Consider the following 13,324-nt stretch of genomic DNA (forward strand, 5'->3'; position numbering starts at 1 on the left):
GTTTTACCTGCGCATCGCTGCGCTGGTAAAACCGGGCACAGGATGCTTGTTCAGTGGGCCGTCTGCTTCAATGCGTCCGGCACGATGAGCGGAAAGGTTTCGATGCCCTCTTCAGCCAGCGCCTGCACATCCTCGGCGGTGGCCGAACCGCGAATGCCGCGTTCGGGCGCCTCCTCGTAATGCATGCGCCGCGCTTCCTCCACGAAGCGGTCTCCCACGTCCTCGGTCTGCGCCAGCACCTGCCGCACGGCCTTCAGGTAGTGGGCCTGCAGCGCCTGCATCATCTGCCGGGCCTCGGCCTTGCCTGGTTCGCCATCGCGGCCCTGCGTCGGCGCCGGCTTCGCGGTGGCACCCGACAGATTCAGGCGCGGCGCGCTGGGCAGGCGGCTGACCGCATGGTCGCCACAGACCGGACATTGGACGAGGTCGCGTGAAATCTGCGATTGCGCATCTTCCTCCGAGGCAAACCAGCCCTCGAAACGATGGTCTTGCGCACAGCGCAGGTCGAGCACCTTCATGATCTTTCCAGCCCGTCGGGGCAATGTTAGCCGTGAATCGAAATTTTGTGAACGGTCGTGCTAATTTTTTTGCAGCCGTTTTTGCCTGGCAGGATGCGTAGGAAACACAATCCCGCCGATGGCAGCCTATTTGGGCGCCGAGCCCTGAAAAATCAAGGGAAAACCCGCGGATCGCGCCTCGCCAAGCTTAGCAGCAAAGCGACGTTCTAGCCGGCCGCCCGTGCGGTCGGGAACGGCGGTTCGGCCTGTTCGCCGGGTTGCCAGGTGCCCGAGACAATTTTCTCCAGCCAGAACGCGCCGATGATCGTCTTCACGTCGGTAATGCGGCCTTGCCGGACCCAGTCAATGACCTGTCCGACAGGTGTGATGAAGGTCTCAAGGAATTCACCGTCGTCGAGCTTCGACTCGCCGGCCGTCAGATCGCGTGCCAGGAACAGGTCGATGAATTCGGTCGAATAGGAAATGACGGGGTGGATGCGCGTCAGGTAGTCCCAGCGCGCTGCCGTGTAGCCGGTTTCTTCCAGCAGTTCGCGCTTGCCGCACACCAGCGCGCCCTCCTCCGGGTCGAGCTTGCCGGCCGGAAATTCGAGCATGACTTCGCCCACCGGATAGCGGAATTGGCGCTCCATCAGCACGGTGCCATCGTCGAATAGCGGGATCATCATGACCGCGCCCGGATGCAGCACGTACTCGCGCCCGGCCTGCTTGCCGTCGGGCAGGCGCACGATGTCTTGCTTGAGGGTCAGGAATTTCCCGCGGTGGATGGTTGCCGAAGCGACCGGCGTCTCGCGGAGATGGTCGTCCGAAACTTCGGGCGACTGGGAGGAAACGGGGTGAGTCTTGTCGGTCATGCGCGCTCCGGAGATGGCACGGACCGGAGCAGGCAAGCCCTCAGGCCGTGCGATGTTTGACCAGGTATTGCCAGGTGAAGCCCGGGAAGGCAAACACCAGCATCATGCAGGCCGTGATGGCGTAGAACTGCCAGCCCTGCGGGAATGCGTTGCCAAGGCCCGCTTCCACCGCAAAGCCGGCAACACCGGCCACCACATACCAGACGAACAGTTCCACGGCCCGCAGCCACAGCGGCTTGCGGGCCCATTTCAGGCCCACCGCCGCGAACAGGCGCTGGTTGACGAACGGCAGGTTGGCACAGACCAGTGCCAGCAAAATGACAAACCAACCGCCCGCCGAGGAACTCATGTCGTCACCTTGTTATGTTACGAAGCCAGCGTGGCGCGGATGGCCTGGTAGCACAGGTTCATCAGCGCAGCCGGGAACAGGCCCAGCAGGATCACGGCCAGGCCGTTCAGGCTCAGGACCGAGCGCACGCCAACCGACGCTTCCAGCGGCTCTTCGCCAGCCGGCGTGTCGAAGTACATCAGCTTGACGATGCGCAGGTAGTAGAACGCGCCGATCAGCGAGAACACCACGGCCACCACGGCCAGCCAGCTCATACCGGCCTTGACCACGGCCGACAGCACGGCCAGCTTGGCGTAGAAGCCGACGGTCGGCGGGATGCCGGCCATCGAGAACATCATCACCAGCATCAGCAGCGCAAACCACGGATGACGGCGCGACATGCCCTTCAGGTCGTCCAGCGTCTCGGCCTCGAAACCCTTGCGCGTCCGGATCAGGATCAGGCCGAACGTGCCGAGCGTGGTCAGCATGTAGGTGATCGAGTAGAACATCGACGCGCTGTAGGCATTGGCCGCGCCATCCGCCTTGTTCGCCACCACGCCGGACAGCATGCCCAGCAGGATGAAGCCCATGTGCGAGATGGTGGAGTACGCCAGCATCCGCTTCAGGTTGGTCTGCACGATCGCGGTCAGGTTGCCGATCAGCAGCGACACGACCGACAGCACCACCAGCATCATCTGCCAGTCGCCGGCCAGCGGCAGCAGGCCTTCGACCAGCAGGCGCATGATCAACGCGAACGCGGCAACCTTCGGGCCGGCGGCGATCAGCAGCGTCACCGCGGTCGGCGAGCCCTGGTAGATGTCCGGAATCCACATGTGGAACGGTGCGGCACCAAGCTTGAACGACACACCTGCAACGATGAACACCACGCCGAAGGCCAGCATCGTCGTGTTGACGCGACCCGACTCCACCACGCGGAAGACTTCACCCAGGTTCAGCGAACCGGTGGCGCCGTACATCATCGACATGCCATAGAGCAGGAAGCCCGAGGCCAGCGCACCCAGCACGAAGTACTTGATGGCCGATTCCGACGTCACGCGCGAGTCGCGGCGCAGGGCCACCAGGGCGTACGACGACAGCGACAGCAGTTCCAGGCCCAGATACAGGGTCAGGAAGTTGTTGCCGGTAATCATCACGAGCTGACCGCCGAGCGTGAACAGCGCGAGCATGTAGAACTCGCCCGCGAACATGTCGCGGTTGCTCAGGTAGGTGCGCGTGTAGATCAGCGTCAGGAACATGCCCAGCGAGCAGAATGCCGACAGCACGTTGGCCATCGGATCCACGACCACCAGGTTGGCGAACACGTAGTGTGTCTCGCCGTTGGCGGCGTCCAGTGCGAACCAGAAGGTCAGCACCAGCGTCGTCAGCAGTGCCAGCGGGTATGCCACGCTGGTGCGGCCCTTGCCGCGCGCTAGGTCGATCCAGTTGATCGCCGCGATGGCGACCGCCAGGAAAATGATTGGCGCCACCGGGGCCAGGCTAGAGGACGATTGCATGTTGATTTCTCTCCCCCGCTTACAGCTTGGACTGTGCCACGTGGGACAGCAGGTTCACCACCGAGGCGTGCATCACATCGGTGAAGGGTTTCGGGTACAGACCCATGTACAGCGTCAGGATGGCCAGCAGGCCGAACATCAGGAACTCGCGCTTGTTCAGGTCTACCAGTTCACGCACGTGCTGATGCACGATATCGCCAAAGATCACGCGCTTGACCATCCACAGCGAGTAGGCCGCGCCCAGGATCAGCGCCGTGGCAGCCAGCAGGCCGATCCAGAAATTGAACTTGACCGAGGCCAGGATGACCATGAACTCGCCGACGAAACCGGAGGTAGCCGGCAGGCCGCAGTTTGCCATGGCGAAGAACACCGAGAACGCGGCGAACTTCGGCATCACGTTCACCACACCGCCGTAGTCGGCGATCTGGCGCGAGTGCACGCGGTCGTACAGCACGCCGATGCCAAGGAACATGGCGCCCGACACGAAGCCGTGCGAGATCATCTGGATGATGCCGCCTTCAACGCCCAGGTCGTTGAAAATGAAGAAGCCCAGCGTCACGAAACCCATGTGGGCGATCGACGAGTACGCCACCAGCTTCTTCATGTCGGCCTGCACCAGCGCCACGAGACCGATGTAGATCACCGCGACCAGCGAGATCGTGATGATGAACGGTGCCATGTAGTGGCTGGCGTCCGGCGCGATCGGCAGCGAGAACCGCAGGAAACCGTAGGCGCCCAGCTTCAGCATGATCGCGGCCAGTACCACGGAACCGCCGGTCGGCGCTTCCACGTGGGCGTCCGGCAGCCAGGTGTGCACCGGCCACATCGGCACCTTCACGGCGAAAGCCATGAAGAACGCCAGGAAGATCAGGATCTGCTCTTCGAACGACAGCTTGGCCTGGTGCCAGGACAGGATGTCGAACGTACCGGTCTTGTTGTACAGGTACAGCAGGGCAACCAGCGTCAGCAGCGAGCCCAGCAGCGTGTAGAGGAAGAACTTGAACGCGGCGTACACGCGGTTCGGGCCACCCCAGACACCGATGATGATGTACATCGGGATCAGCGTGGCTTCGAAGAACACGTAGAACAGCATGCCGTCCAGCGCGCAGAACACGCCCACCATCAGGCCCGACAGGATCAGGAACGCGGCCATGTACTCGGCCACCCGTTCGGTGATCACTTCCCAGGCCGAGATCACGACGATCACGGTGATGAACGACGTCAGCACGACGAACCACATCGAGATGCCGTCAACGCCCAGGTGATAGGCGATGTTGAAGCGCTCGATCCAGTTCGCCTGCTCGACAAACTGCATCGCAGCCGTCGACGTATCGAAATGGAAGACCAGCGGCAGCGTCACGGCGAAGCTGGCGATGGCGCCGAACAGCGCCATCCAGCGCGCGAAGCACTTGCTGTTGTCGGAGCCGAACATCAATACCAGCAGGCCGAAGAAGATAGGCAGCCAGATTGCGAGAGACAGAACCATTTGTTTGTTTTCCTTACTCGGTGCCTATCACTTGGTGCCTATCACGCCAGTGATCGTCAGCGTCAACAGCACCAGCATGCCGAGGATCATCGCGAAAGCGTAATGGTAGATGTAGCCGGACTGCAGGTAACGGCTAGCCGCGGCAAACGACGCCACCACACGGGCCGAACCATTGACGAACAGGCCGTCGATGAAGCTCTGGTCGCCACCCTTCCACAGGCCGGTACCCAGCAGGCGCGCGCCGCGGGCAAACACCGCCTCGTTGATCGCGTCCATGTAGTACTTGTTCTCGAGCAGGTTGTAGAGGCCCGAGCAGCGTTGCTTGATGGCGGCCGGAATGTCCGGGCGCTTCATGTAGAAGAACCACGACAGCACCACACCGGCAATGGCCAGCCACAGCACCGGGGTCTTCAGCGAGTGAATCGCCATCGGCACCCAGCCGTGGAACGCTTCCTTCAGCTCTTCCATGGCGTGATGGTTTTCGCCGACGAAGATCACGTCCTTGAACGCCAGGCCATGCTTGAAGAAGTCACCGAACAGCATCGGCTCGATGGCGATGGCGCCAACGATCACCGACGGGATGGCCAGCAGCACCAGCGGCAGCGTCACCACCCACGGCGACTCGTGCGGCTTCTGGCCCGGAGCCAGACCATGGTGGTGGTCGTCGCCGTGCGACTCCTCTTCTTCCTCGTGGTGGTCGTGGTGCGCGTGCGGCTTGCCGAAACGCTCTTCACCGTGGAACACCAGGAAGTACATGCGGAACGAGTAGAAGGCGGTGACGAACACGCCAGCCAGCACCGCGAAGTACGCGAAGCCCGAACCGGCCAGATGCGACTCGGCCACGGCCTCGATGATCGAGTCCTTCGAATAGAAGCCCGAGAAGAACGGCGTGCCGATCAGCGCCAGCGAACCCACCAGCGACGTGATCCAGGTGATCGGCATGTACTTGCGCAGACCGCCCATGTTGCGGATGTCCTGGTCGTGGTGCATGCCGATGATGACCGAACCGGCCGCAAGGAACAGCAGCGCCTTGAAGAACGCGTGGGTCATCAGGTGGAACACGGCCACCGAGTAGGCCGAAGCGCCCAGCGCCACGGTCATGTAGCCCAGCTGCGACAGCGTGGAGTACGCCACCACGCGCTTGATGTCGTTCTGGATGATGCCCAGGAAGCCCATGAACAGCGCCGTGATGCCGCCGATGATCATCACGAACGACAGGGCGGTGTCCGACAGTTCGAACAGGGGCGACATGCGCGACACCATGAAGATACCGGCCGTCACCATGGTTGCCGCGTGGATCAGTGCCGAGATCGGGGTCGGGCCTTCCATCGAGTCAGGCAGCCACACGTGCAGCGGGAATTGCGCCGACTTGCCCATCGCGCCGATGAACAGGCAGATGCACGCCACGGTGATCATCAGCCAGTCGGTGCCCGGGAAGATCACCGTTGCCAGCTGCTCGCGCTGGGCGAACACGTCCGTGTAGTTCATGCTGCCGCTGTACGCCAGCAGCAGGCCGATACCGAGGATGAAGCCGAAGTCACCCACGCGGTTGACCAGGAACGCCTTCAGGTTGGCGAAGATCGCGGTCGGACGCGTGTACCAGAAGCCGATCAGCAGGTACGACACCAGGCCCACAGCTTCCCAGCCGAAGAACAGCTGCAGGAAGTTGTTGCTCATCACCAGCATCAGCATCGAGAAGGTGAACAGCGAGATGTAGGCGAAGAAGCGGTTGTAGCCGGGGTCCCCGTCCATGTAGCCGACGGTGTAGATGTGCACCATCAGCGAGACGAAGGTCACCACGACCATCATCATCGCCGTCAGGGAATCGACCAGGAAGCCGACTTCCATCTTCAGCGAGCCGATGGCCATCCATTCGTACACGGTGGCGTTGTAGCCGGCGCCGTTCATCACGTCGCGCAGCACCATCACGGAGAGGACGAACGAGATGGCGACACCGAGGATCGTTGCCGAGTGGGCCACGATGCGGCCGCCGCGCGTCTCCGAGGAGAACGTGCCGAAGAACTTGGTACCGAACAGACCGGCTATCGCGGCACCGGCGAGCGGTGCCAGCGCGATCGCCAGCAGCAGGTTGGGGTTGAGCGTGGTTGCCATAGGACGCTTATTGGTGTGCGGTCGGGATGCAGTCTTGGTTCATGTCGTGAGCGTTCATGTCAGCCCTTGAGGGTATCCATGTCGTCCACGTTGATCGTGTCCAGGTTACGGAACAGCACGACCAGGATTGCCAGACCGATTGCCGACTCGGCGGCGGCCACCGTAAGGATGAAGAAAACGAAAACCTGTCCGGCCAGGTCGCCCATGTAGTGCGAGAAGGCGACGAAATTCATGTTCACCGCAAGCAGCATCAGTTCGAGCGCCATCAGCAGCACGATGACGTTCTTGCGGTTCAGGAAGATGCCAACGATGCTGATCGCGAACAGGATGGCACCGAGGACGAGAAAGTGAGCGAGAGACAGCACAGCGGGTTCTCCGGGCTTAGTTCTTGTTGGCGGACGCAGCAGCATCCACTTCGGCCCGGCCCTCGGCCGGCATCTTCACCATGCGCACGCGGTCGTCGCGGCGTACACGCAGCTGGGCACCCACGTCCTGTGCCTTGACGTCCTTGCGGCGGCGCAGCGTCAGGGCCACGGCGGCCACGATGGCCACCAGCAGGATGATGCCGGCCACTTCGAAGGCGTACACGTAGTCGGTGTAGATCAGCTTGCCCAGCGCGGCGGTGTTCGAATAGTTCGGGTCCTGCGCGCCCGGCGGCAGCACGGCGTTGGTGGTGCCGATGAAGTTGCGCACCAGCACGATGGCCATTTCGGCGATGATCAGCGCACCGACGATCGACGCCATCGGCACGTACGTCCAGAAGTCGCGGCGCAGGTGCTCGATATCGATATCGATCATCATCACCACGAACAGGAACAGCACCATCACCGCACCTACGTACACCAGCACGAGCAGGATGGCGAGGAACTCGGCCTTCAGGATCATCCAGATCGCCGCGGCGGTGAAGAACGCCAGGACGAGGAACAGTGCGGAATGCACCGGGTTCTTTGCCGTGATGACTTTCAGTGCGGAGAGCACCAGCACCAGGGCAAAGGCATAGAAGATGGCTGTCGTGAGTTCCATGGTCCCTATCGGATCCTCTTTGGGCCGCGCCGGTCCGGGCTGCCCGTCGGGGCAGCCACGCCTTGCGCGACTTGCTTCTCTTGGTTGTGCCCCTTGCGGGGCGACTTCAAATTCGTTGCCGGGAACCGCGCACCGCGTGCCCGGCTCCCGTCCTGCCGGTACGCTTAGCGGTACTTCGCGTCCGCGGCCTTGGCTGCCGCGATCTGCGGCTCGTAGCGGTCGCCCACTGCCAGCAGCATGTCCTTCGTGAAGTACAGGTCGCCGCGCTTCTCGCCGTGGTACTCGAAAATATGCGTTTCGACGACCGCGTCGACCGGGCAGGCTTCTTCGCAGAAGCCGCAGAAAATGCACTTGGTCAGATCGATGTCGTAGCGCGTGGTGCGGCGGGTGCCGTCGTTACGCACATCCGACTCGATCGTAATGGCCATGGCCGGGCACACCGCTTCGCACAGCTTGCAGGCGATGCAACGCTCTTCCCCGTTCGGGTAGCGGCGCAGTGCGTGCAGGCCGCGGAAACGCGGCGACATCGGCGTCTTCTCTTCCGGGAACTGGACAGTCACCTTCCGGGCGAAGAGATAGCGGCCGGTAAGTGCCATGCCCTTGAAGAGTTCCTTCAGGAGCAGGCTGTTAAAGAAGTCCTTGATGGCGATCAGCATGACGATTGCTTCCTAAGTATTTCCGCGCGGCGCGCCCTGCCCGTTCGGGCGGCGCGCCGTCGCCTGGCCTCTTAGTGCCAGATGTTCCACGGCGACTTGATCCAGATCGCCACAATGATCAGCCACGCCACGGTCAGCGGAATGAAGATCTTCCAGCCCAGACGCATGATCTGGTCATAGCGGTAACGCGGGAACGAGGCACGAATCCAGATGAACACCGACAGCAGCAGGAAAACCTTGATCACCAGCCAGAAGAAGCCCGGGATCGCATTCGTGATCACGCTCGAGAACGGCGGCGCCCAGCCACCGAGGAACATCAGCGAGGTCATCGTCGAGATGATGATCATGTTGATGTACTCGGCCAGGAAGAACAGCGCGAACGTCATGCCCGAATATTCGATCATGTGGCCCGCCACGATTTCCGACTCGCCTTCCACCACGTCGAACGGATGGCGGTTGGTTTCCGCCACGCCCGAGATGAAGTACACGGCGAACATCGGCAGCAGCGGCAGCCAGTTCCACGACAGGATGTTGATGCCCATGTCCGCGAAATAGCCCACGTTCTGGCTGTTCACGATCGTCGACAGGTTCAGGCTGCCGGCCACCATCAGCACGGTCACCAGCGCGAAGCCCATGGCGATTTCATACGACACCATCTGCGCCGCGGCACGCATGGCGCCGATGAACGCGTACTTCGAGTTCGATGCCCAGCCCGCCAGGATCACGCCGTACACGCCCACCGAGCTGATGGCCATCACGTACAGCAGGCCGGCGTTGACGTCCGCCATCACCACTTCGGGCTGGAACGGAATCACGGCCCAGACGGCCACTGCCGGCACCAGCACCATCAGCGGCGCAACCAGATACATCATCCGGTTGATCTGCGACGGGAACATCACTTCCTTGAGCAGCAGCTTCAGCACGTCGGCAATCGGCTGCAGCAGGCCCAGCGGACCCACGCGGTTCGGGCCGATACGGACGTGCATCCAGCCAATCAGCTTGCGTTCCCACAGAATCAGGTAGGCCACGCACAGCAGCACCGGCACCACAATGACCACGGCACGGATCAGGATCCAGATCAGCGTCCAAGCGCTGCCGAAGATGGCCTGGCCCTGCGAGGTAATGAGATCGATCATGTTGCTATCTCGCTCTTCTTATACGGTGGCCGTCGCGGCGGCACCCTGGCCGGCCGACAGGTCGATGGCTTTCTCAACGGTGACGGTACCGAACAGCGCGCCCAGCGTTGCGGCGGCCACGGTGGCGGCCGGCACGCGCACGGCATTGGCCGGCAGCGTCTTTTCCAGCGCCGCGGGCAGCACCACGCTGGCACCGTCCTGCGTCACGCGCACCGGGTCGCCCGCCTGCACGCCCAGCTTGGCGAACAGTTCCGACGACAGGCCCACCGTCATCGCGCGGCGCGCGGCAGCGGTCAGCTGCAGCGAATCGGCACGACGCACGATCGGGTCGGCGTGGTAGATCGGCACATCGGCGATACGCTCGATACCGTTGGCGGCGGCTGCCGTCACGCGGATCGGGGCGTCCGTAGCGTTGTTCAGCTGCGCCGGAGCCAGCTTGACCAGTGCGGCATCGCGCACGGCTTCGGCGGTTTCGAAGTCGAAGCCCGGCACGTCGAGCAGGTTGCCCAGCACGCGCAGCACCTTCCAGCCCGGACGCGACTCGCCCAGCGCGCGCACCACGCCGTTGAAGCTCTGGGCACGGCCCTCGGCGTTCACGAACGTACCGGCGGTCTCGGTGAACGGCGCGATCGGCAGGATCACGTCGGCGTATTGCATGGCCGCTTCCGAGCGGAACGGCGACAGCACCACGACGGTACCGGCCTGCTGCAGCGCGGCCAGGGCCTTGCGCGCATCGGCGGTATCGAATTCGGCCTCGGCGTTCAGCACGATGTATGCCTTGCGCGGCGTATCGAACATCGCCTGGGCATTGGCACCGCCCTGTTGCGGCAGCGCGCCGGCGATGTAGCCGCCGACGGTGTTGGCCGCCTCGGTCAGGAAGCCCAGCGTGGCTCCCGTTTCCGTTGCGATCCACTGGGCCAGCGCGTGCAGCGCCGAGAATTGCGGGTGGCGCACGGCTTCGTTGCCGAGGAACACGGCACGGCGCTCGCCCGACAGCAGCGCATCGGCCACGGTCTTGGCGGCATCGCCACCGTCGAAACCATCGGTCCCGGCCGGAGCGGCCACGCCCTTGGCGGCGGCCACGGCACGGGCCACGCCGGCCAGTGCGGCAGTCCAGCCCGACGGCGCCACGTCGATACGTGCGGCCAGCGGCATCAGCAGGTCTTCACCGCCGGTACCGATCACGGCCACGCGGGCACCCTTCTTGGCGGCCTGACGCAGGCGGGAAGCCAGCAGCGGCTGGTCCTTGCGCAGCGAAGCGCCAATCACCAGCGCGCGTTGCAGCGTGGTGACGTCGGCAATCGGCATGCCCAGCCACGGCGCGCCCTTCAGCGCGGCCGAGAAATCGGTCTGGCGCAGGCGGAAATCCACGTTGTCGCTGCCCAGGCCACGGACGAGCTTGCCCAGCAGGAACAGTTCTTCCAGCGTGCTGTGCGGGCTGGCGATGGCGGCGATCTGGTCGGCACCATGGTCACGCTTGATGCTCGCCAGGCCGTTGGCCACGTATTCCAGCGCGGTCTGCCAGTCGGTTTCCATCCACTGGTTGCCCTGCTTGAGCATCGGGCGGGTCAGACGGTCGGCACTGTTCACGCCTTCGTACGAGAAGCGGTCCTTGTCGGAGATCCAGCACTCGTTGACGTCTTCGTTTTCCAGCGGCACCACGCGCATCACGCGCTGGTTCTTGGTCTGGACCACGAGGTTGGCGCCCACGCCGTCGTGCGGCGACACCGACTTGCGACGCGCCAGTTCCCAGGTACGGGCCGAATAGCGGAACGGCTTGCTGGTCAGCGCGCCAACCGGGCACAGGTCGATCATGTTGCCGGACAGTTCCGAATCCACGGTCTGGCCGACGAACGTCGTGATCTCCGAGTGTTCGCCACGGTTCAGCATGCCCAGCTCCATCACGCCGGCCACTTCCTGGCCGAAGCGCACGCAGCGGGTGCAGTGGATGCAGCGGGTCATCTCCTCCATGGAGATCAGCGGGCCCACGTTCTTGTGGAACACCACGCGCTTTTCTTCCTTGTAGCGCGACTCCGAGGCACCGTAGCCCACGGCCAGATCCTGCAGCTGGCATTCGCCGCCCTGATCGCAGATCGGGCAGTCGAGCGGGTGATTGATCAGCAGGAATTCCATCACGGACTTCTGGGCCTTGACAGCCTTTTCGGAGTTCGTGAAGACCTTCATGCCGGGCGTCACCGGGGTGGCGCAGGCGGGCAGCGCCTTGGGCGCCTTTTCCACTTCGACCAGGCACATGCGGCAGTTCGCCGCGATGGACAGTTTGCGGTGGTAGCAGAAGTGCGGGATGTAGGTGCCCAGCTTGCGGGCCGCTTCCATCACGAGGCTGCCTTCCGCAACCTCTACCTTCTTGCCGTCGATCTCGAGTTCAACCATGTTCTGCCACGCTTCAGGAATGGGCCGGGACCATGCACTGCTTGTGTTCGACGTGATATTCGAACTCTTTCCAGTAGTGCTTGAGCATGCCGCGTACCGGCATCGCCGCGGCATCGCCGAGCGCGCAAATCGTGCGACCCATGATGTTTTCCGCGACGTTATTGAGCAGGTCCAGGTCTTCCTGGCGGCCTTCTCCGTGTTCAATACGATTCACCATGCGGTAGAGCCAGCCGGTGCCTTCACGGCACGGCGTGCACTGGCCGCACGATTCTTCAAAGTAGAAATACGACAGGCGCAGCAGCGACCGCACCATGCAACGCGTTTCGTCCATGACGATCACGGCGCCCGAGCCCAGCATCGAGCCGGCCTTGGCGATCGAGTCGTAGTCCATGGTCGACGCCATCATCAGGTCGGCCGGCACCACCGGGGCCGACGATCCGCCAGGGATCACCGCCTTGAGCGCCTTGCCGCCGCGCATGCCACCCGCCAGCTCCAGCAGCGTGGAGAACGGCGTGCCCAGCGGGATTTCGTAGTTGCCCGGACGCTCGACGTCGCCGGAGATCGAGAAGATCTTGGTGCCGCCGTTGTTCGGCTTGCCCATCTTCAGGTATTCGTCCGGGCCCACGGCCAGGAGGAACGGCACCGCTGCGAACGTCTCGGTGTTGTTGATGGTGGTCGGCTTGCCGTACAGGCCGAAGCTGGCGGGGAAAGGCGGCTTGAAGCGCGGCTGGCCTTTCTTGCCTTCCAGCGATTCGAGCAGCGCGGTTTCCTCGCCGCAGATGTACGCGCCGTAGCCGTGGTGGGCATGCAACTGGAAGTCGAAGCCCGAACCCAGGATGTTGTCGCCCAGGAAACCGGCGCGGCGTGCCTCCTCGAGGGCTTCCTCGAAGATCTTGTATTCGTTCCAGATTTCGCCGTGGATGTAGTTGTAACCCACGGTGATGCCCATCGCGTACGCCCCGATGGCCATGCCTTCGATCAGCGCATGGGGGTTGTAGCGGATGATGTCACGGTCCTTGAACGTGCCCGGCTCGCCCTCGTCGGTATTGCAGACCAGGTACTTCTGGCCCGGGAACGAACGCGGCATGAAGCTCCACTTCAGGCCGGTCGGAAAGCCCGCACCGCCCCGGCCGCGCAGGCCCGAGGCCTTGACGTCGGCAATCACCTGCTCGGGTGTTACCTTCTGTTCGAGGATACGGCGCAGCTGGGCGTAGCCGCCGCGCTTGACGTAGTCCTCGAGGTGCCAGTTCTTGCCGTCCAGGCCGGCCAGGATCAGCGGCTTGATGTGACGGTCGTGCAGAGAGGTCAT

12 protein-coding genes are annotated in these 13,324 nt (G+C 63.2%); all 12 read right to left on the bottom strand.

Annotation, left to right across the window (positions count from 1 at the left end):
* Positions 1–50: 50 nt before the first annotated feature.
* Entirely contained in the window at positions 51–518 is a 468-nt protein-coding gene (locus tag AC24R4_RS12070) for a DUF1178 family protein (RefSeq protein ID WP_400391160.1), read from the bottom strand.
* 206 nt (positions 519–724) lie between these two features.
* The gene (locus tag AC24R4_RS12075) at positions 725–1,369 is read right to left on the bottom strand and encodes an NUDIX domain-containing protein (protein ID WP_400391157.1); all 645 of its coding nucleotides are present in this window, start codon (positions 1,367–1,369) and stop codon (positions 725–727) included.
* A 40-nt stretch (positions 1,370–1,409) separates the two neighbouring features.
* Positions 1,410–1,718: a DUF2818 family protein gene (locus AC24R4_RS12080; RefSeq protein WP_029050838.1), complete on the bottom strand. Its 309-nt coding sequence runs from the start codon at positions 1,716–1,718 to the stop codon at positions 1,410–1,412.
* Positions 1,719–1,735: 17 nt separating this feature from the next.
* Entirely contained in the window at positions 1,736–3,211 is a 1,476-nt protein-coding gene (nuoN, locus tag AC24R4_RS12085; protein WP_153947592.1) for an NADH-quinone oxidoreductase subunit NuoN, read from the bottom strand.
* A gap of 19 nt (positions 3,212–3,230) precedes the next feature.
* The gene (locus AC24R4_RS12090) at positions 3,231–4,697 is read right to left on the bottom strand and encodes an NADH-quinone oxidoreductase subunit M (RefSeq protein ID WP_400391153.1); all 1,467 of its coding nucleotides are present in this window, start codon (positions 4,695–4,697) and stop codon (positions 3,231–3,233) included.
* 27 nt (positions 4,698–4,724) lie between these two features.
* Positions 4,725–6,809, bottom strand: coding sequence for an NADH-quinone oxidoreductase subunit L (gene nuoL, locus AC24R4_RS12095; protein WP_400391150.1), 2,085 nt, complete (start codon positions 6,807–6,809; stop codon positions 4,725–4,727).
* 59 nt (positions 6,810–6,868) lie between these two features.
* Positions 6,869–7,174, bottom strand: coding sequence for an NADH-quinone oxidoreductase subunit NuoK (gene nuoK / locus AC24R4_RS12100; protein WP_029050842.1), 306 nt, complete (start codon positions 7,172–7,174; stop codon positions 6,869–6,871).
* A 16-nt stretch (positions 7,175–7,190) separates the two neighbouring features.
* The gene (locus AC24R4_RS12105; RefSeq protein WP_400391147.1) at positions 7,191–7,832 is read right to left on the bottom strand and encodes an NADH-quinone oxidoreductase subunit J; all 642 of its coding nucleotides are present in this window, start codon (positions 7,830–7,832) and stop codon (positions 7,191–7,193) included.
* A gap of 164 nt (positions 7,833–7,996) precedes the next feature.
* The gene (gene nuoI, locus AC24R4_RS12110) at positions 7,997–8,485 is read right to left on the bottom strand and encodes an NADH-quinone oxidoreductase subunit NuoI (protein WP_175459842.1); all 489 of its coding nucleotides are present in this window, start codon (positions 8,483–8,485) and stop codon (positions 7,997–7,999) included.
* A 74-nt stretch (positions 8,486–8,559) separates the two neighbouring features.
* Positions 8,560–9,624 (bottom strand): NADH-quinone oxidoreductase subunit NuoH, encoded by a 1,065-nt coding sequence (gene nuoH / locus AC24R4_RS12115; protein ID WP_400391144.1) that lies wholly within the window; start codon positions 9,622–9,624, stop codon positions 8,560–8,562.
* A gap of 18 nt (positions 9,625–9,642) precedes the next feature.
* A complete protein-coding gene (gene nuoG, locus AC24R4_RS12120; protein WP_400391141.1) occupies positions 9,643–12,015 on the bottom strand; it encodes an NADH-quinone oxidoreductase subunit NuoG in 2,373 nt (790 codons plus the stop codon).
* Positions 12,016–12,028: 13 nt separating this feature from the next.
* The gene (gene nuoF / locus AC24R4_RS12125; protein WP_153947587.1) at positions 12,029–13,324 is read right to left on the bottom strand and encodes an NADH-quinone oxidoreductase subunit NuoF; all 1,296 of its coding nucleotides are present in this window, start codon (positions 13,322–13,324) and stop codon (positions 12,029–12,031) included.

The organism is Cupriavidus sp. CER-90 (assembly GCF_057652055.1).